This is a genomic window from Flavobacterium sp. (genome assembly GCF_017744675.1).
Classification (GTDB): Bacteria; Bacteroidota; Bacteroidia; order Flavobacteriales; family Flavobacteriaceae; genus Flavobacterium.
The window spans coordinates 713,010-732,139 of sequence record NZ_JAGIAV010000002.1; the positions used below are offsets into that span (position 1 = coordinate 713,010).

At 34.4% G+C, this 19,130-nt stretch carries 18 protein-coding genes; 9 read left to right on the forward strand and 9 right to left on the reverse strand.

Going from position 1 to position 19,130, the window contains the following annotated elements; translation table 11 throughout:
* The first annotated feature begins 30 nt into the window (after positions 1–30).
* Together purB and J7574_RS08520 are read left to right on the forward strand one after the other, a co-directional pair.
* Positions 31–1,377 (forward strand): adenylosuccinate lyase, encoded by a 1,347-nt coding sequence (gene purB / locus J7574_RS08515; protein WP_290967003.1) that lies wholly within the window; start codon positions 31–33, stop codon positions 1,375–1,377.
* 174 nt (positions 1,378–1,551) lie between these two features.
* Entirely contained in the window at positions 1,552–3,789 is a 2,238-nt protein-coding gene (locus J7574_RS08520) for a cation:proton antiporter (protein WP_290967005.1), read from the forward strand.
* Between the two features lie 186 nt (positions 3,790–3,975).
* Here J7574_RS08520 and J7574_RS08525 read toward each other — a convergent pair whose 3' ends face one another.
* Positions 3,976–4,614, reverse strand: coding sequence for a peroxiredoxin (locus J7574_RS08525; protein WP_290967008.1), 639 nt, complete (start codon positions 4,612–4,614; stop codon positions 3,976–3,978).
* Positions 4,615–4,726: 112 nt separating this feature from the next.
* Complete coding sequence (locus J7574_RS08530) at positions 4,727–5,638, reverse strand: AEC family transporter (protein WP_290967009.1); 912 nt, start codon at positions 5,636–5,638, stop codon at positions 4,727–4,729.
* Positions 5,639–5,740: 102 nt separating this feature from the next.
* Here J7574_RS08530 and J7574_RS08535 point away from each other — a divergent pair, with 102 nt between their 5' ends.
* The 5 genes from J7574_RS08535 (at position 5,741) to meaB (ending at position 9,458) form a co-directional block, all read left to right on the forward strand.
* The gene (locus tag J7574_RS08535) at positions 5,741–6,307 is read left to right on the forward strand and encodes a Crp/Fnr family transcriptional regulator (RefSeq protein ID WP_290967011.1); all 567 of its coding nucleotides are present in this window, start codon (positions 5,741–5,743) and stop codon (positions 6,305–6,307) included.
* A 61-nt stretch (positions 6,308–6,368) separates the two neighbouring features.
* The gene (locus J7574_RS08540; RefSeq protein ID WP_290967013.1) at positions 6,369–6,854 is read left to right on the forward strand and encodes a hypothetical protein; all 486 of its coding nucleotides are present in this window, start codon (positions 6,369–6,371) and stop codon (positions 6,852–6,854) included.
* A 149-nt stretch (positions 6,855–7,003) separates the two neighbouring features.
* A complete protein-coding gene (locus tag J7574_RS08545; RefSeq protein WP_290967015.1) occupies positions 7,004–7,411 on the forward strand; it encodes an Rrf2 family transcriptional regulator in 408 nt (135 codons plus the stop codon).
* A gap of 58 nt (positions 7,412–7,469) precedes the next feature.
* Positions 7,470–8,111 (forward strand): NAD(P)-dependent oxidoreductase, encoded by a 642-nt coding sequence (locus J7574_RS08550; protein WP_290967016.1) that lies wholly within the window; start codon positions 7,470–7,472, stop codon positions 8,109–8,111.
* A 249-nt stretch (positions 8,112–8,360) separates the two neighbouring features.
* Positions 8,361–9,458 carry a methylmalonyl Co-A mutase-associated GTPase MeaB gene (gene meaB, locus J7574_RS08555; protein ID WP_290967017.1) on the forward strand — a complete coding sequence of 366 codons (1,098 nt, stop codon included), beginning with the start codon at positions 8,361–8,363 and terminating at the stop codon, positions 9,456–9,458.
* Between the two features lie 61 nt (positions 9,459–9,519).
* On the opposite strand, the gene J7574_RS08560 is transcribed toward meaB, so the two are convergent.
* The 3 genes from J7574_RS08560 to J7574_RS08570 all read right to left on the reverse strand — a co-directional run bounded on the left by J7574_RS08560 (position 9,520) and on the right by J7574_RS08570 (position 13,206).
* Positions 9,520–11,457, reverse strand: coding sequence for an LTA synthase family protein (locus J7574_RS08560; protein WP_290967018.1), 1,938 nt, complete (start codon positions 11,455–11,457; stop codon positions 9,520–9,522).
* Positions 11,458–11,489: 32 nt separating this feature from the next.
* The gene (locus J7574_RS08565; protein ID WP_072973177.1) at positions 11,490–11,717 is read right to left on the reverse strand and encodes a hypothetical protein; all 228 of its coding nucleotides are present in this window, start codon (positions 11,715–11,717) and stop codon (positions 11,490–11,492) included.
* Between the two features lie 106 nt (positions 11,718–11,823).
* The gene (locus J7574_RS08570) at positions 11,824–13,206 is read right to left on the reverse strand and encodes an MATE family efflux transporter (protein ID WP_290967020.1); all 1,383 of its coding nucleotides are present in this window, start codon (positions 13,204–13,206) and stop codon (positions 11,824–11,826) included.
* 190 nt (positions 13,207–13,396) lie between these two features.
* Between J7574_RS08570 and J7574_RS08575 the strand changes: the two genes are divergently transcribed.
* Together J7574_RS08575 and J7574_RS08580 are read left to right on the forward strand one after the other, a co-directional pair.
* Entirely contained in the window at positions 13,397–13,915 is a 519-nt protein-coding gene (locus J7574_RS08575) for a hypothetical protein (protein WP_290967023.1), read from the forward strand.
* A 173-nt stretch (positions 13,916–14,088) separates the two neighbouring features.
* Positions 14,089–15,021 (forward strand): DUF6268 family outer membrane beta-barrel protein, encoded by a 933-nt coding sequence (locus tag J7574_RS08580; protein ID WP_290967024.1) that lies wholly within the window; start codon positions 14,089–14,091, stop codon positions 15,019–15,021.
* Between the two features lie 204 nt (positions 15,022–15,225).
* Here the strand turns inward: J7574_RS08580 and J7574_RS08585 are convergent, their stop codons facing one another.
* The 4 genes from J7574_RS08585 to J7574_RS08600 form a co-directional block, all read right to left on the reverse strand.
* Positions 15,226–15,939, reverse strand: coding sequence for a LytTR family DNA-binding domain-containing protein (locus J7574_RS08585; RefSeq protein WP_290967026.1), 714 nt, complete (start codon positions 15,937–15,939; stop codon positions 15,226–15,228).
* A gap of 305 nt (positions 15,940–16,244) precedes the next feature.
* Positions 16,245–17,264: a sensor histidine kinase gene (locus J7574_RS08590; RefSeq protein WP_290967029.1), complete on the reverse strand. Its 1,020-nt coding sequence runs from the start codon at positions 17,262–17,264 to the stop codon at positions 16,245–16,247.
* A gap of 144 nt (positions 17,265–17,408) precedes the next feature.
* Positions 17,409–18,008: a porin family protein gene (locus J7574_RS08595; protein ID WP_290967032.1), complete on the reverse strand. Its 600-nt coding sequence runs from the start codon at positions 18,006–18,008 to the stop codon at positions 17,409–17,411.
* Positions 18,009–18,156: 148 nt separating this feature from the next.
* Complete coding sequence (locus tag J7574_RS08600; RefSeq protein ID WP_290967035.1) at positions 18,157–19,041, reverse strand: PPK2 family polyphosphate kinase; 885 nt, start codon at positions 19,039–19,041, stop codon at positions 18,157–18,159.
* Positions 19,042–19,130: the final 89 nt, after the last annotated feature.

A 19,130-nucleotide genomic window follows, 5' to 3' on the forward strand; every position in this document is an offset into this window, starting at 1 on the left:
ATTTGCACCTTTCGAAAAAACAACATCACAATGACTACTCTAAACGAATTGAATGCTATATCGCCAATTGACGGAAGATATAGAAATAAAACTCAAAATTTAGCACCTTTCTTCTCTGAAGAAGCTTTAATAAAATACCGCGTTTTGGTTGAAGTGGAATACTTCATCGCGTTATGCCAAATTCCGTTGCCACAACTGAAAGGTATTGATTCTTCTTTATTTGAAAGTTTGAGAAATATCTACAAAAACTTCTCTACAGAAGATGCACTTTGGATTAAAGAAACAGAGAAAGTAACCAACCACGACGTAAAAGCGGTTGAATACTTTATTAAAGATGCTTTTGAAAAATTAGGTTTATCTCAATACAAAGAGTTCATTCACTTCGGATTAACATCTCAAGATATTAACAATACTGCTATTCCGCTTTCTACAAAAGAAGCTTTTGAGCAAGTTTATATGCCAACCTTAATTGCTGTAATTGCAAAATTAAAAGAATTAAGTGTAGATTGGAAAGATATTCCGATGTTGGCTCGTACGCACGGACAACCAGCTTCTCCTACTCGTTTAGGAAAAGAGATTTTGGTATTCGTGGAGCGTTTAGAAGAACAAATGCGTTTGTTATTCAACATTCCGTTTGCTGCTAAATTTGGTGGAGCAACAGGAAACTTTAACGCGCACCACGTAGCATACCCACAAATTGACTGGAAACAATTCGGAAACAAATTTGTTGAAACCGATCTTGGTTTAAAACATTCTTTTCCAACCACTCAAATTGAGCATTACGATCATTTTGCTGCTTTTTTTGATGCTTTAAAAAGAATCAACACCATTATTATCGATTTAGATCGCGATATCTGGACGTATGTTTCTATGGATTATTTCAAACAAAAAATCAAAGCAGGAGAAATCGGTTCATCTGCAATGCCACATAAAGTAAACCCAATTGATTTTGAAAACTCTGAAGGAAACTTAGGAATTGCAAATGCTATCTTCGAACATTTAGCAGCTAAATTGCCTATTTCAAGATTACAGCGTGACTTAACAGACAGCACTGTTTTACGTAATGTTGGAGTTCCGTTCGGACATACTATTATTGCTTTTGAAGCTACTCTTAAAGGTTTGAACAAATTACTTTTAAACGAAAGTAAATTTGCCGAAGACTTAGAAAGAAACTGGGCAGTTGTGGCAGAAGCTATTCAGACTATCTTACGTCGCGAAGCATATCCAAATCCTTATGAAGCTTTAAAAGGCTTAACAAGAACTAATGAAGCGATCGATAAAAATGCCATTCATAATTTCATCGCGACTTTAGAAGTTTCAGATGCGGTTAGAGCAGAATTATTAGCAATAACTCCTAGCAATTACACAGGAATTTAAGAAAAACACCAAATATTTTACCAAAAAAAGCTATCTTTATCGAGATAGCTTTTTTTATTAAATCTAGAGGCTAAAACCAGATTACTTCACTCCTCTTTTGCTCTAATAAGAGTTTTTTGTGAATTTCATTTGAATGAAAAGCTGGTTAAGTCCCTAAAAAATACCACGCTTTATATGATTGCATTAAGTGCCGCTGCTGAAACTACACACCACTTACAACCTTTAATTAGTGATCTAGGGTTAATCCTGATGACTGCCGGAATTGCCGTTCTATTATTTAGAAGACTAAAACAGCCTTTGGTTTTAGGCTACCTGATTGCAGGTTTTTTAGCCGGAAACCATTTTGATTTTTTCCCCTCTATAACCGACATGAAAAGTGTCGAAGTCTGGGCAGAAATCGGGGTTATATTTTTACTTTTTAGTTTAGGACTTGAATTTAGCTTTAAGAAACTAATGAAGGTTGGAGGAACTTCCTCCATCACTGCCATAACACAAATTTTGTTTATGACCGTAATTGGTTATTGTGTTGGACAGTGGATGGGCTGGGGAAAAATGGATAGCATTTTCTTAGGAGCAACACTTTCTATATCCTCTACCACTATTATCATCAGGGCTTTTGATGAATTGGGAGTGAAAGGAAAAAAGTTCGTCGGAATTGTTTTCGGAGCTTTAATCGTGGAAGATATTGTTGCTATTTTGATGCTGGTTTTATTATCTACCATTGCGGTAAGCGATCAGGTGTCGGGAACTGCATTGCTGCAATCTGTTTTAAAACTCATTTTCTTTTTAATTATCTGGTTCTTAGGAGGGATTTTTATTATTCCGACAATCTTTAAAAAAGCGAAACATTTGATGACAGATGAAATGCTGCTCATCATCTCATTGGCTTTATGTTTAATGATGGTTATTTTTGCTTCAAATGTTGGTTTCTCTCCAGCTTTAGGAGCTTTTATCATGGGATCTATTATTGCTGAAACTACGATGGCAGAAAAAATCGAGCATTTGATTCAGCCCGTAAAAGATTTTTTTGGAGCGGTTTTCTTTGTATCTGTAGGAATGTTAATAAATCCTGTAACATTAGTAGATTATGCTCTTCCAGTTGCCTTGATTACTTTAATAACCATTTTCGGAAAAGCACTCAGTTCTTCTTTTGGTGCTTTACTTTCTGGACAGCCCTTAAAACAATCTGTACAAACAGGAATGAGTTTGGCGCAAATTGGCGAGTTCTCGTTTATTATTGCAACTCTCGGAATGACTTTAAAAGTAACGAGCGATTTCTTATATCCCATTATTGTTGCCGTATCTGCAATTACGACATTTACAACTCCATTTTTAATTAAATATTCAGAGCGCTTTGCCTTCTATTTAGAATCAAAAATGCCTAAAAAATGGGTTAAAAACATTAACCGTTATAGTGTAAATGCCCAAGCCATTAAATCGGTAAGCACTTGGCAAATTGTGCTTCGTTCTTCAATTACACAAATTATCCTTCATACTATTATTATTACAGCCATTATATTACTATCGTCCAAATTTGTAGCGCCATTAGTAGCCGATACAAGATTCGGAAATACTTTGGCTGCTTTTCTAACTTTGGTTGTCATTGCACCGTTTTTATGGGCACTTTCGCTTCGTCGTGTAAAAGTAGATGAAGTTGAAGCGCTTTGGGAAGAACGCAAATATCGTGGCGCACTTTTAATGCTAATCTTAATCAGAATGAGTCTCGGTTTATTCTTTGTTGGTTTTTTATTGAATATTTTCTTCTCTCCTTTGGTTGCTTTCGTGGCGCTGATTATTGCAATTGGAGCGTATCAGATTTTCCCTAAAAAACTAAACGAACAATATCACAGAATTGAAAGTCATTTTTTAAAAAATCTGAATGATCGAGAAAACAAAAAGATCGACAGAAGATATGCCAATTTAATGCCGTGGGACGGACACATGTCTTTCTTCGAAATTAAAAAAGAATCTAATCTGGTTGGACAAACTTTACAGGAACTTAAAATTCGTGAACAATTGGGCATTAATATCGCTTACATCAAACGCGGAGACGTTACAATCCCGATTCCAACCAAAACCGAACGTTTATTTCCTGGCGATGAAATCTGCGTGATTGGAACCGATGCACAAATTGCAGAATTCACAAAATTCCTAACCCAAAACGAAACAGAACCACCTTTAAAAGTAGAAGAAACCGATATTGTTTTACGTCAGCTTGAAGTTTCGCAAGACGAATTTATTAAAAAAAGCATCGGACAATTCAGAGCCAAAACAGACGGAATGGTAGTCGGAATTGAAAGAAACGGAAACCGTATCCTAAATCCAGAATCGAGTTTGATTTTAGAAAAAAATGATATTCTATGGGTTGTAGGAGACAAAAAAAGAATGAGTGCTTTGTTGGCGGTGAAATAAGTTTTTTAAAGATGCTAAGGTTCTAAGTTTTTTAGAATTTTAGCATTTTTCATTTTATGAAAAACAAAGAAAATATAAAAGCGTTGAAATTTTCATAAATTGAAAATCTCAACGCTTTTATAGAAAAACTTAGAATCTTAGTGCCTTAGAACCTTAGCATCTCAGTATCTTAGAACCTCAAAAAAATTATTTATTCGGCTGCGGTGTCAAACGCAAATAAGGTTTAATTGGTGTATGACCTTTTGGGAATTTAGCTGGAATGTCGCTATCTGGAATTGCTGGTGCAATAACCACGTCTTCTCCATCTTTCCAGTTTGCTGGAGTTGCAACACTGTAATTTGCAGTCAATTGTAAACTGTCAATGACACGAAGCAATTCGTCAAAATTTCTTCCTGTTGAAGCCGGATATGTTAAAGTAAGTTTGATTTTTTTATCTGGTCCGATCACAAAAACAGAACGTACTGTAAACTTGTCACTTGCATTTGGATGGAGCATATCGTATAGATTTGCTACTTTTTTATCTTCATCAGCAATAATCGGGAAATTTACTTCTGTGTTTTGAGTTTCGTTGATATCTTTAATCCATTCTTTGTGTGAGTCTAAACCGTCTACACTCAAAGCTATAACCTTAGTATTTCTTTTTTTGAATTCTGGAACATAGTTCGCTACAGTTCCTAATTCAGTAGTACAAACAGGAGTAAAATCTGCTGGATGCGAAAATAAAACACCCCAAGAATCTCCTAGCCATTCATGAAAACTAATTGGTCCTTGTGTAGTTTCTGCTTGAAAATCTGGAGCTATATCGCCTAATCTTAATGTTGACATAATTTATATTTTTTAGTTCCTCTAAAATTAACCAAAAAAAGCATATAGAAAACATCGATTTTCTTAAAAAAAGTTAAAATTCTACTTTGTCGATATAATTAGTATTTTACTGCTAAATAAAAGTAAGAATGAAGTACCAAAAAGCAAGCGTTACAAAAGAAATCGGGATTCCGAAACCAATCATCATACTGCTCAATTTTGGTTTTAATCCGTAAGTTGAAGCCAAGATTGCACCTGTAATCATAGGCGCCATTGCAGTTTCCATTATGGTAATTTTGATAACTTCAGAATGCTGATTAAAAATGAAAACATAAAGCACGAAAATCACAAAAGGAATTAAAAGAAGCTTAAAGAAAAGGCCCAATCTCAAGAATCTCCAATGCTGGCTTCTTCTATCAAAAGTCAATTGCAAACCAACAGAAAGCAGTGCCAAAGGTGTTACCAAACTTCCTATTTTTAGCAAAATAGATTGAAAGGTTTCATTTAAATGATAATCAGAAATATTCATCACACATGCCAGAACGAACATTAGAAAAGGCGGAAATAAAATAATCTTTTTAAAGATTGCCAATGCATTCGGACTTCCTTTTGAATAAAAAGCCGCTGTAAAAACACCAAGTGTAGAAACCACCACAAAAGTCCCAGGCTGATCTACCAAAACGGCAGTTTCTAAACCTTTTTTTCCAAACAAAGCTTCAATAATTGGATAACCAAGAAAAGAACTGTTGCTTAGTCCCGCTGTTAAAATCAAACAGCCAATTAGTTTGTTCGACCAGCCATTTTTTCTTCCTAAAAAATGAAAAAATAGAAAAGCCAAAATATAAGTAATCCAGCCTGCACCTATTGGAAACAGCAACTCACTGCTCCATTTTATCTTTGGAATATGATATAAAGTAATCGCAGGAAGACAGAAATAAATAACAATTTTATTGAGCGTCTTATAAATAGAAGTAGGAAATTGTTTTACGTGCTGTAAAACTAAACCTAGCGAAAGAAAGAGAAATATTAATATAAAGTTGTTCATATCACGGCTTACGCACAAAAATAGGAATTTATAAATTGCAATGCTGAACAAATTGTATCGCTTCTTTAAGTTTTTTGTTACTTTTAATATATAAAAAAAGCAATGCAGCAAATACGAGACAATTTAGAACGAATGGTAAAACTTTCTGATGAAGACTGGAATATCTTTTCGTCAAAACTTATCCGTCAGGAATTTTCAAAGAAAACGGCAATTCTACAAACTGGCCACGTTGAAAGTTACCTTTCCTTTATAGAAAAAGGAATCGTTAGATATTACATTCCTTCAGAAAATAAAGATCTCACTTTTACTTTTGTATTTGATGGCGAATTTACAAGCGGTTACGACTCATTTATTACCCGATTACCCGTAAACTATACTATTGAAGCTCTTGCAGACACCATATTATGGCGCATCTCTTATAATGATCTTCAGGACATTTATGCCGAAACCGAAATCGGCAATACTATTGGCCGCTTGGCAAGCGAAGGATTATTTCTTAAAAAATCAAAAAGAGAATTGTCACTATTAAATGATTCTGCAGAACAGCGTTACCTTAATTTATTTATAGAGCAGCCTCAGTTAATTCAAAAAATACCTCAAAAATACCTTGCCTCTTATATCGGTATTACTCCACAAGCTTTAAGCCGAATTAGAAAGCGCATTTATTAACCCAGGTTCATTGCTTTAGGTTTCTTTACTGTGCAACTTTGTACAATAAAAACAAAAAGATATGGAAACCTTAATTGTATTATTTGGTGCTTTTGCTGCAACTCTACTTATTATCTGGCTTACAACCAAACGATTTGAACTATCATTTTCAGGAAGAATTGCTATGGCACTTATGCTGGTATTTACCGCTATAGGCCATTTTGCCTTTACGAAAGGGATGGCAATGATGATTTCTTTTTTGCCTTGGGCAAACGCCATCGTGCTTGCTACAGGAATTATAGAATTAGCCGCAGCAATTGGACTCCTATTGCCAAATACCAAAGTGCTTACCGGAAAACTGCTTATTTTATTTTTCATCCTCCTACTTCCAGCCAACATTTATGCGGCAAGTAATAATATCAATTTGCAAACCGCAGACTATACAGGCAAAGGCCTATCCTATTTATGGCTTAGAATACCAATGCAACTTCTTTTTATACTTTGGGTATATTTTTCTTCTATTAGAAATAATCAAAAATCAAACACGCATCATTCAATTAATTTCTAAACCCATAAACTTTTCACATCTCACCTCTCACAAATAACTAATTACCAATCACTTTTAACTTTTTACTAATCACTCATTTCCAAAAAAATAGTTAAATTAGTGTTTTGTGTTACAAAAAGATGTAAATTTGTAACATATTTTATTACAGTATGATTTCAGGTAAATTTGCCATAACGATTCACATTCTTACTCTGCTCCATAAATTCCCCAATGATTATTTGTCATCGGAGTTTATTGCGGGGAGTATTAATTTAAATCCTGTTTTGGTTCGAAAAGAAATTTCCAATTTAAAAGCACATCATATTGTAGAAAGTAAAGAAGGAAAAAATGGCGGTACAAAATTGGCAGTTAACGCTGCTGAACTGACTTTAAAACAAATATTCGAAATGACCTTTGAAACCATTGGCTTAGGTTTTGCTAAAAATCAGCCGAATCCTGATTGTCCTGTCGGAAAAAATATCAATCAGCATTTGGAGAATTTATATAGCCAAATGAATGAAAAAGTTAGTGCACAGCTGGCAGAGATTTCATTGGAAGATTTTTCGAATCAATTTTAAAACTATTTTTTTTATCTAAAACTGTAACATTTTTTATTACTAAATAAATTTATATATTATGAAAATCGCACTTATTGGAGCTACAGGATTTGTAGGCTCAGCAATTTTAAACGAATTAGCAGATAGAAAACACGAAATCACTGCTATTGCAAGAACTCCAAAAGATACAGCAAACGCCACTTGGGTTGCTGCAGATATTTTTAATGTTGATGCATTGGCAGAAATCTTGAAAGGTCACGATGCCATTATCAATGCTTACAACCCAGGATGGACAAACCCAAACATTTATGATGACTTTTTAGCAGGTTCTAAAGCAATTCAAGAAGCAGTTAAAAAATCGGGCGTTAAGCGTTTCATCACTATCGGTGGAGCAGGAAGTTTATATGTGGCACCAGACTTGCAAGCCGTTGACACGCCAGATTTTCCAAAAGAAATTTTCCCTGGGGCAAATGCAGCAAGACATTATTTAAACATTATTAAAGAAGAAAAAGATTTAGATTGGGCATTCTTTAGTCCTGCTTTTGAAATGCATGCTGGAACAAAAACAGGAAGAACTGGAAAATATCGTTTAGGATTAGAAAATCCTGTTTTCAACGATGAGCAAAGAAGTATTTTATCTGTAGAAGATTTAGCTGTAGTTATCGCTGACGAAGCAGAAAATCCAAAACACCACCAAGTTAGATTTACAGCGGGTTACTAATTTTTTTTTTAGCCACGAATTCACGAATTATTTTTTTTACCAAATTTTTCTATTTTGACGGAAATTTAAATAACACGAAAAAACTTTTGATACTCTGTTTTCGTGTCCTTCGACTTCGCTCAGGAAGACAAAGAAATGCAACAATAATTCGTGAATTCGTGGCAAATAAATTTATACAGTTTCAAAGGTATGATTGTCTTTTGAAACTGTTTTTGTTTTCAGTACTTTTACATTTCTAAAAAGTGCGTTTTGTCAAATTCTAATAAACAATCTGGCAGTATATCTGAAAAAGCTGGAATTTCACCTCCCGAAATCACCAATATTTCGGCTATCAATCAAATTAAAAACAAACGCAGACAGCAGCCCACTTCTCACGAATTAATCAATGGTATTTTAGAAGGCAATCGAACTTCTTTAAGCCGTGCTATTACTTTAATTGAAAGTACCAATCCGGATCATTTTGAAAAAGCAGGCGAAGTCGTTCAAGGCTGTTTACCTCATGCCAATAAATCAGTTCGTGTTGGAATTACAGGCGTTCCTGGTGTTGGGAAAAGCACTTTTATTGAAGCTTTTGGAAAACATTTGACAGAACTTGGGAAAAAAGTAGCCGTTCTCGCGGTTGATCCAAGCAGTTCGCTTTCACACGGAAGTATTTTAGGCGACAAAACCCGAATGGAAGAATTGGTAAAAGATGAAAATGCTTTTATTCGACCAAGTGCTTCTGGTGAAACTTTAGGCGGTGTGGCACGAAAAACTAGAGAAACTATAATTCTTTGTGAGGCCGCAGGTTTTGATACTATTATTATCGAAACGGTTGGTGTTGGCCAAAGTGAAACTGCCGTTCACAGCATGGTAGATTTCTTTTTGCTGCTAAAAATTTCTGGCGCTGGCGATGAACTTCAAGGCATTAAACGAGGCATTATGGAAATGGCAGATGCAATTGCAATCAACAAAGCTGACGGTGATAATATCAAAAAAGCCAATCAAGCAAAAGTGGATTTTAATCGGGCGTTACATTTATTTCCTCCAAAAAAATCAAATTGGCAACCCAAAGTCACTACTTGCAGTTCGCTAACAAAAGACGGAATTCCGGAAGTTTGGAATACGATTTCTAATTATTTCGAACAAACAAGAGAAAGCGGATTTTTCCAAGAAAAAAGAAACGAACAAAATCATTTCTGGATGATGGAAACCATCAACGAACAGCTGAAACAAAATTTCTTCAATCAGCCCGAAATTATTTCATTATTGGAAGAAAGCAAAAAAGCAGTGCAAAACAATGAAATCTCATCGTTTGCAGCTGCTTCTAATTTGTTGAAAATATATTTCAACAAAGTAACAAAGTAACAAAGAAACAGAGCCTCAAAGCTTTTTTACTCTGTCACTCTGTATCTCTGTTACTCTGTCACTATTTTTTAGCTCTAAGCTTATACTTACTTTCTTTATACAAATTTCCTGCTGTAATAACATGCGCTAAGGCATCTTTTGCTAAATCTTCGTTTAGTTTTACAGGAATTAGAGTTGTATCATTTTTAATTTGGAATTGAAGCGGTTTCAAGTTTGGCTGCATGATCACCACTTGGTTTTCTACTCTAAAAGCATTAATATCATTAAACTGCATAATAGATCTTCCTTGTACTTTTGAATCTAGTTTCGTTAAATTACGGCCTACCATTGGCGTTTCAAACGGAATTCCTAAATAACCTAACAATGTTGGCGGAATATCAATCTGGCTTGCTAATCTATCGTAAACGGCTCCTTTTGCAACTCCAGGTCCCATAATAAATGCTGGAATATGGAATTTATTAATCGGAACTAAATTTTTACCGTATGTTCTGGTATTGTGATCGGCAATTACAATAAAAATGGTGTTTTTAAAGTAAGCCTCTTTTTTTGCCATTTCGAAGAATTTCCCAATAGAAAAATCGGCATATTTCATGGCATTATTTACTGTATTAGGCTTTTTATCGTAAGGTTTTATTCTTCCCGCTGGATATTCAAAAGGTTCATGATTTGAAGTTGAGAACATCAAAGAGAAAAATGGTTTGTCTCCTTTTGATTTGAAGTAGTTATTTGCTTTAGTAACCAAATCTTCATCAGAATAGCCCCAAGTTCCTTTGAAAGCATATTTGTTTCCATCGGACTCAAAATCTTCTTGATCGACAATATCGCTGAAACCGTTTCCGTTGAAAAACGAAGCCATGTTGTCAAAATTGGCCATTCCGCCATAAATGAAACTTGTTTCGTACCCTTTTTGTTTTAAAGCATCGGCTAATGTGAAAAATCCTTGTTGCGAATTACCCAATTTTACAACACTTTCTGATGGAGAAGGCAAAAATCCAGTTACAACCGCTTCAATTCCGCGAACACTTCTTGTTCCTGTACAGTACAAGTTGGTGAACAAAGTTCCTTCTTTAGATAATTTATCAAATTCTGGAGTTAAAGGTTTTCCGCCTAAAATTCCAACATATTCTGCACCTAAACTTTCTTGCAAAAAGATTACCAAGTTATACGGTTTCTTTACGACAGAATCTGGCTGCTGCACATGCAAAAACGGAATATCGGCATCGGTAAAATCTTTTGGCCCAGCGACCATGTATTTTTTAACACGAGCAATCGCTTCGGCTTCATCCATTTTGCCATACATCTTTGTATTTCCTTCATTTTTGATTGAATAGGCCGCAAAAGCAACCGTATAAAATGAATTTAATCCCAAAGTATTGGTTAACTGATCTGTTGAGAAAACAGCATTACTACCGTTAATTGGGCGTTTTGAAGTTAGACTCGAACGTGCTCCAAAAAACAATAAAAAAGCCACTAATGGGAATAACATTAATTTGAACTTATAATCTGCACTTGAGGTATAAAATAATTGTTTTCCTTTTTTGATAGCAAAATAAAGGGTCACTCCTAAAATAAGGAAGGTTACAATTATAGAAGTCAGATAACTTTTTAAAAGCATTCCAACTACTTCTTTTGGATAAATCAGATAATCTAAGAAAATCTTATTGGGGCGTGTATCGTATTGTTTTACAAAATCTGGCGAAGCTAATTCTACAAAAAGAATTAGAAATAGAAACAAGAAACTGTAAATTACCAAGAACTTATTGGTAAACTTTATCGCTTTATTTGGCAGAAAAGTAATTAGCAATGCTGGAAGAAATGACAAATAACAAAGCAATATCAAATCCATTCGAAGACCGATTGGAAAAATATGCCAGAAATCTGGTGTTTGCATTACTCTTTCTTTAAAAAGAAAAAATAAAAATATTCTGCTTAGAGTTGTAATCAACAATCCGATTGCAATAAAGCTAAAAATCGGTTTTAAGTAACGTAAGTTTTTCATTAAAAATAGTATAAGAACGTAAAGTCAGATAATTACTCTTCGTAACGATTAATTTCTCTGTCGTAAAACTCATTTGCTTTTTCAATTAAACCTTCCATTTCGGCATTTAATTCTGCTTCGTCAAGATCTTCGGCTTCTTCTAAAAACTCTACCTCATCATCTTTCAAATTGATAATGAATCTTGGATAATCCAAGTGAATGATAAAAATATCATCTGGAAAATCGGTGTTATCTCCAAGTAAAAATTTAGGTAATTCCATATGTGTGTTTATTTTTTAGTGAATGATTTATTATTTTTTTGCCACTGATTGAAAGGATTAAAAAGGATTTTTTCCTTCAATAGCAAGATATATTTTTCAAATTTAATTATTCTGTGTCTGAATTGTTTATTAATCTTTTTGATAAATAATGAAAACGGACATAAAGGCAAATCGCTGCTGCAGTCAAACCTGCCAAAAGTCCGATCCAAACTCCTTGTGCCTTCAATTCAGTATATTCTCCTAGATAATACGAAATAGGAAAGCCAATTACCCAATAAGCTACAAAAGTAATGTACATCGGCACTTTTACATCTTGCAAACCGCGCAGAGCACCTAGAACTACGACCTGAATTCCGTCAGAAATCTGGAAAACCGCCGCAATTAAAAGCAGTTTTGATGCGATGCTAATTACTTCTTCGTTATCTAAAATTTGTCCTGTATTTTCCATATTCAAGAAAATGTTCGGAAGATAATTGTGGAAAACAACAAAGAAAATGGCAAAAATGGTTTCTAGAATGATGGCAAGCAAGAAAATCGAACGCGCCACAACAATCAGTTTTTTGTAATCCATTAAACCTCTCTGATTGCTTACGCGCACCATCGATGTCACGCTCAGTCCCATTGCAAACATAAAAGTCATCGATGCCAAACTCAAAGCAATCTGATTGGCTGCCTGACTTGTTTTTCCGATATTTCCGCAAAGCCAGATAGAAGCTGTAAACAAAACCACTTCAAAAAGCATTTGCATGGCAGAAGGAAATCCGATGCTGATAATCTTTTTTATAGTCGCTTTTTGTATTTCATTAAAACTAAAACCTTTAAAAAAGCGTTTTAAATCATCTCTTCGCGAAAGCATGATATGCATGAACATCACCAAAAATATTCTCGAAATTACAGTTCCTAAAGCGGCTCCGATAATTCCCATTTTCGGAAAAATCCAAATTCCGTAAATCAATACATAATTTATACCCACGTGGAGAACGTTTGCCATAACCATCGCATACATGGAATATTTGGTTAATGACATTCCGTCTGCAAATTGCTTATATCCTTGATACATTACTAGCGGAATCAAAGAAAAAGCCACCCAGCCTAAATAAGGTTTTGCTAATACAATAACGTCTGCTGGCTGTTTTAGCAATTCCATAATAGGTTTAGCAAACATGATTACGGTAAAAAGTACCAACCCTAAAATGGTACATAAAAATAAACCGTGATGAAAGGCCGAACGGATTTTAGTATCGTTTTTCTCTGCATCTCCTTCGGCAACAATAGGTGTAATAGCCGTAGAGAATCCGATTCCTAAAGACATGGCGATAAAAATCATGCTGTTTCCAAGCGAAACCGCGGCCAATTCCGTACTTCCAATTTTACCAACCATGATATTGTCGACAATACCAATTAAAGTATGTCCGACCATACCCAGAATTACGGGATATGCCAGTCTTAAATTATACGAAAACTCTTTGGTGTACTGCTTTAAATTCACTTATATTCTTTTTTAGTCGGCAAAGATAGTCAGAAGCTTCGAATTCTATCCCATCAATAAAAATATATGCCAATTTTAAGACAAAAATAAGACGAACTCAATATTATGTAACGATTTTTAAAAATTGTATAACGATCTCCAAATGTCTACCGTATAATTTTACATCATAGAAATTTCAAAAATATAAGCCATGAAAAAATTACAGATGTTATGCCTAGCTGCGTTCACGTTTTTATTTGCCAACACAACTTTTGCTCAAGACAGCGAAGTCGAAAATTACGATCAGGGATTTAGAATCGGAATCGGGTTAAATGGAGGTCTTCCAACCGACAACGATTATGACTGGTCTCTTGGTGGAGATGTACGTTTACAGTACGATCTTTCAAAAAAAACATCATTAACCTTAACAACGGGATTTACAAATTTATTTATGGGGAAAGATGAACTTGGAAATAACGTAAAAGATCTTGGATTTATACCGGCCAAAGCAGGTTTTAAAGCTTTTGTCTTAAAAGATCAATTTTATGTTTTAGGAGAACTTGGTGCTGGTTTTGCGGTAACAAACGGTTATGACAAAACAACCTTTTTATGGGCTCCAGGTATTGGCTACGCCAACAAGTACATCGACTTAAGTGTTCGTTACGAAGATTATCATGACTTTAAAACCAATCAAGTAGCACTGCGTGTGGCTTATGGTTTTAAACTATAAAAAAATAGGTTTAATTTATTATTTTGTTTTTGGTAAAAGCCCGACAGTCTGAGGAGTCTGTCGGGCTTTTTATTTTATATCATTACCATTGGTCAAAACAAAAGTGCTATTAGTCAAATGATTTTTTAAGATCGATTGAGAACGCGGTAATTCGCAGAAAAATTAATCGAATCATGAACAAAACAGTCATTTATTTATCTCAACTTATTCTTTTATTGATTACAGTTGCGGCACAATCACAATCGGGAATTTCAGGCGAATTTAAACTCGATTATGTCCCTTTTTCTAAATACGTTAGACCAATGGACAGTACTAAAACAAATGCCGAAAGCAATTTTAAAAGAGCACAGATTGCTTTTGAAGTACCGCTTTCTTTAAAAATGGACCAATACAATCATCCAAAACTGTGGTCTGTAGTGTTTAATGCTAGTTATGCCAAAATGGAAAACAGAAACTACAATATTCAAGATCTGCCAATAGAATTTCAAGGAGGGTTTCCAACAGAATTACTCAACACTCAAATTGGAGTTAAACATTTACGTTCTATTTCTCCATCTTGGTCTTTATTACTAATGGCTTCTGTTGGCGTTTATACCGATATGGTCGAAATTAATAAAGATGATGTCTTGCTGCAGGGAGGAGTTCTTTTTATTAAACAATTTAATCCCAAACTGGCTTTAGGGGTTGGACCTGTTTTAACCAATAGTTTTGGTGTGCCAATGGTTCTTCCTGGAATTTATTTTAATTGGGAAACTACTGGAGCGTTACATTTTAAAATTACTTTTCCAGAAGGCGCAGAAGTTGGCTATCGAATGTCTGATACGTTTGACTTAAAAGCAGTAGTAGAATTAAGCGGAATGACAGCTGAAACCAAAATTGGAAATAAATCTTCATTACTTGGATATCAGCAAATAATTGCAGGTTTAAGACCTCAGATAAAATTTGGAGAGCATTGGACTTTAGAACCAACGGGAGGAACTACGCTTCTAAGAAGTTTTTCTACAACTAACCGAAAAATCAAAGAAATTTTTAAAGAAAAAGATATTGCCGATCCAAAATTCACAACAACTTTTTATGGAGCAATAGCTCTAAAATGGAAATTCTAGAGCTATCGGCTTAACACAATTTATAAAAACTTAGCCAATGGTTTTAACCTTGGGGACGCAATGATAATCGCCTTCGTTTGTGTTCCCAAGGTTGAAACCTTGGGCTATATTGACTTACATAATATTGAGCCATACCAAATCTGAAATCAAAAATCGTTAATCCGCGATCTAAAATAACTGAACTTAATGGCATTACCCAACAAGTTATCGGCTTAACAAATTTTTATAAACTACCTCTTTCAATAAAACTTCTCTGCGAGTTCTTGAAATAGGTAGTTCTTGTCCTTTTATAAATAAACGTCCGCCAGAAACAGAATCGATATGGGTAACATTTACCAGAAATGATTTGTGAATTCTAAAGAAAATTTCTGCGGGAAGCGTTTCTTCTAATGAAATCATGGTTTGATGAATAATTAGTACTTTATCCTTAAAATGAAGCTTAGCATAATTTTGCATTCCTTCGATATACAGAATATCTATCCAGGAAATTTTCTGAAATCCTTCTTCCTGACGCACATATAAAAAAGGATCCAATTGATTTTGTTTTGGAGAATTCAGCATTTGATACCATTGCTTTGCTTTTAAAGATGCCTGATAAAAGCGCTGAAAAGTAATGGGCTTTAATAAATAATCTACAACTTGAAGTCGATATCCATCTAAAGCATGTTCGGAATAAGCAGTGGTAAAAATCGCTAATGGTGGATTCTCTAAAGATTCCAAAAACTCTAAACCGGACAAATAAGGCATATTTATATCCAGAAATAATAAATCTATCTGTTTTTCCTGAAGATAGGAAGTAGCTTCCAAAGCCGAAGCGCAAGTAGCTACAACTTCTAGAAAATCAATTTTAGACGCAAAATCCGCTATTCCGTTTCTTGCTATAGGTTCATCATCGATAATGAGACATTTCATATTCATGGTTTTCTGTTTCAGGTTTTGTTTTTTGGTTTCCCGCAGATTTGGCAGATTTTTTTCTTTAACCGCAAAGTTCGCAAAGGTTTTACGCAAAGTTCGCAAAGTTTTTATTTTTAAAAGGATGCAAAGATCACTAAGCGTTGCGGATTAAAAAAATCGTGCTAATTCGTGCAATTCGTGGCTAAAATAAAATCATTTAATCCTTATGATCTGTGGCTAAAAATTCAACCGCAAAGTACACAAAGCAATACGTTAAGATTTCGAAGATTAAAAATTCGTGCTCATTTGTGTAATTTGTGGCTAAAAAATCATTTCAAATCTAAAACCACTTCAACTGTAAAGTCCGAATCGGTTTTATGGATATTCAATTTATGTTTTTCGGGATATTGTATTTCCAGTCTTTTCTTTACATTCTCCAAACCTAATCCCTGATTTTTTGAAGGCATTTTGTATTGTTCCGTATAAGAGTTTTCAATTTTAAAGTTCAATTGATTGTTATGCTGCTTGCAGGACAAATGCACATATCTTTTCTGATCCGGAAGTCTTGAAACATGTTTAAAGGCATTCTCAATTAATGGGACCAAAAGCAAAGGCACAATTTGAAGCTGTCCATCTTCAATATTCCATTTGCTTTTTACCTCGAGTTCATTTCCCCATCTGGTTTCCTCGACAGCAATTAAGTCTTTCAAATATTTAATTTCAAGGTGCAAAGGCACATATTCTTTATTGCATTCGTACAATTGGTATCTCAAAATATCCGAAAACTGAACCAATAAATCTGAAGCCAGCTTTACATCGCTTTGCATCAGAATATGAATATGGTTTAAAATATTAAACATTAAATGCGGATTGATCTGATCTTGCAAAATCTTGATTTGAGCCTCTAAATGAACTTGTTTCAATTCGGCATGACTTCTTTCGATAGCATTATGTTCCTGATAAAAACGAAGTCCGCAGGCAGTACTGCTTATTAAAATTGCTGCTGGAATGCTGCCATAAAATTGTGTCCATAAAAATTCAAGTGTACTTAAGTTAGCTTGATCAGGATATACCCTACTTCTGGATTCTGGGTTTGAAAAAACAGCATAAATTGTAGCCAAACAAAACGACAAAACAAGCACAACTGCAAAACCTTGCAAGGCAAACAAAGCCATTTTGTTTTTCTTTAAAGCTCGAGGCAATAATACATCACTTAAAAAATGCGCTAAAGCGGTTGAACAAAATAAAATTAAAATAGACTGAGAAAAAGCAGACCAAAAACTGTAATCTTCTATTAGCTGTCCCCAAATTGTAAAACCTAACAGACACCAGAAAAAGACTAAAAACATCCAGTGTCTATTTTTATTAATTGCAATCATCTATAATTTAATTAGAAAATTTAACATCAAAAGTAGCCCTATATTTTTTAACGAAACAGCAAAGAACCCAAAAGATTCTTTGCTGCATAATAGGGAAAACGATTAAAAATTGTGCTATAAGAAAAAATAGCCAACACCGATATTAAATGAATTAGGTTTTGAACTAAAACTTTTACTCACATTATTTAGTCCGCCTTGATAGGTTAAATCAACCGTAAATTTCCAAACCTCAACACCTGCTCCAACCTGATATCCGATATTAGATTTATCAAATTTGCCATACGCGTTTTTCAATTGGTTTATTGATGTAAAGTTTTCATCCAAAACATAAGAATATATTCCTCCAGCAAAAACTCTAACATTTATCGTAGAATAATCAATCACTTTATAACCGACAACTAAGGGCACTTCAATGCTTTTCCATTTTGCATTTTTAGAAACTGACGAAGTTGTTTCTTCAATTTTGGAAGATTTCTCACTGTAAAGGATTTCATTCTGAATATAAAATCGCTTATAATCAAATCGAGCCATAACGCCTCCAAAATAGCCCACAGCATATTTTGAACTGAAATCGTCTGAAACTGGCAACTCAGAATAATTTGAACCGCCTTTTATTCCCAAATGAACCGGAAATGCAGATTGAGCATTGATTTTAGAAGAAATTAATCCTAATAAGAAAATAGTAGTTAGCAATAATAATTTGTACATGTTCATGATAATAGTTTTTATTAATTTGATGCAAAGGAGCACAAACCATAAGCGCTATTAAAATTAGTTTGATGAACTACATTGTTGTTTTGACCAACGGAATTTACAAATACAGTTTCAAGAAGTATCTAACTGCAATTCTCGAATTGACTAATTACTTTACCTTCTCGCCCAATTCTTTTTTATACAATTCGATATTTGCAGCTGTTTTTTCGTCCATTTCTGGTTCCTTAATATCGGTATGCTTTTTCATTTCTTCCCAAATAATTTTAGCTACAATATAGCGTGACATCTCCTTATCGTCTGCAGGAACAATGTACCATGGCGCGTGCAGAGTCGATGTTTTATTGATTGCTTCTTCATAATATTTCATATACTCGTCCCAATAGCCGCGCTCTTTCAAGTCTCCAGGCGAAAACTTCCAATTGTGTTTTTCTTCTTCCAGACGTCGCAGTAAACGCTGGCGCTGTTCTTCCTTGCTCAAATGCAAATAGAACTTCATTACAATTGTGCCATTCTGGCAAATATGCTTTTCAAAATTATTGATCTGTTCAATTCTATTTTTCCAAAAATCAGGCGTTAAATCATCAACCGATTCAATCCCTGGCAAGTTTTCACCTAAAATATACTCAGGATGCACGCGAGTCACCAAAACATTTTCGTAATGCGTTCTATTAAAAATCGCAAACTTCCCTTTTTCTGGAAGCGCAATATAATGGCGCCATAAATAATCATGTTCTAATTCTGTCGAAGTCGGCGTTTTAAAACTATGCACCACTACTCCACGCGGATTAAATTCTTTAAAAACTTCCCGAATCAAACTATCTTTCCCCGAAGTATCCATTCCTTGAAGGCAAATCAAAACCGAATATTTGTTGTGCGCATACATAACATCTTGCAAATCGCTCAATTTGGCTTGTACTTTATCTAATTTTTCCTCTTTTTCATCGTCATCTGCTTTTACCGACAATAAAGTCGGAATGTCTTTGAGCTTAATTTTTTCTACAACTTTAAAATCTTTCGGATCTATTGATTTCATATCTTTTTCAATTTTTGTCTTATAAATATAGTAATTTTACGAATTCCGATCGGTATCGGAACTGCTATTCATTGCAATATTCAATAGAA

Bases quoted from the DNA above. Each gene is read 5' to 3' on its own strand.
- purB (WP_290967003.1), top strand. From the start codon at position 31: ATGACTACTCTAAACGAATTGAATGCTATATCGCCAATTGACGGAAGA.
- J7574_RS08520 (WP_290967005.1), top strand. From the start codon at position 1,552: ATGATTGCATTAAGTGCCGCTGCTGAAACTACACACCACTTACAACCT.
- J7574_RS08525 (WP_290967008.1), bottom strand. From the start codon at position 4,614: ATGTCAACATTAAGATTAGGCGATATAGCTCCAGATTTTCAAGCAGAA.
- J7574_RS08530 (WP_290967009.1), bottom strand. From the start codon at position 5,638: ATGAACAACTTTATATTAATATTTCTCTTTCTTTCGCTAGGTTTAGTT.
- J7574_RS08535 (WP_290967011.1), top strand. From the start codon at position 5,741: ATGCAGCAAATACGAGACAATTTAGAACGAATGGTAAAACTTTCTGAT.
- J7574_RS08540 (WP_290967013.1), top strand. From the start codon at position 6,369: ATGGAAACCTTAATTGTATTATTTGGTGCTTTTGCTGCAACTCTACTT.
- J7574_RS08545 (WP_290967015.1), top strand. From the start codon at position 7,004: ATGATTTCAGGTAAATTTGCCATAACGATTCACATTCTTACTCTGCTC.
- J7574_RS08550 (WP_290967016.1), top strand. From the start codon at position 7,470: ATGAAAATCGCACTTATTGGAGCTACAGGATTTGTAGGCTCAGCAATT.
- J7574_RS08560 (WP_290967018.1), bottom strand. From the start codon at position 11,457: ATGAAAAACTTACGTTACTTAAAACCGATTTTTAGCTTTATTGCAATC.
- J7574_RS08565 (WP_072973177.1), bottom strand. From the start codon at position 11,717: ATGGAATTACCTAAATTTTTACTTGGAGATAACACCGATTTTCCAGAT.
- J7574_RS08575 (WP_290967023.1), top strand. From the start codon at position 13,397: ATGAAAAAATTACAGATGTTATGCCTAGCTGCGTTCACGTTTTTATTT.
- J7574_RS08580 (WP_290967024.1), top strand. From the start codon at position 14,089: ATGAACAAAACAGTCATTTATTTATCTCAACTTATTCTTTTATTGATT.
- J7574_RS08585 (WP_290967026.1), bottom strand. From the start codon at position 15,939: ATGAATATGAAATGTCTCATTATCGATGATGAACCTATAGCAAGAAAC.
- J7574_RS08590 (WP_290967029.1), bottom strand. From the start codon at position 17,264: ATGTTTTTAGTCTTTTTCTGGTGTCTGTTAGGTTTTACAATTTGGGGA.
- J7574_RS08595 (WP_290967032.1), bottom strand. From the start codon at position 18,008: ATGAACATGTACAAATTATTATTGCTAACTACTATTTTCTTATTAGGA.
- J7574_RS08600 (WP_290967035.1), bottom strand. From the start codon at position 19,041: ATGAAATCAATAGATCCGAAAGATTTTAAAGTTGTAGAAAAAATTAAG.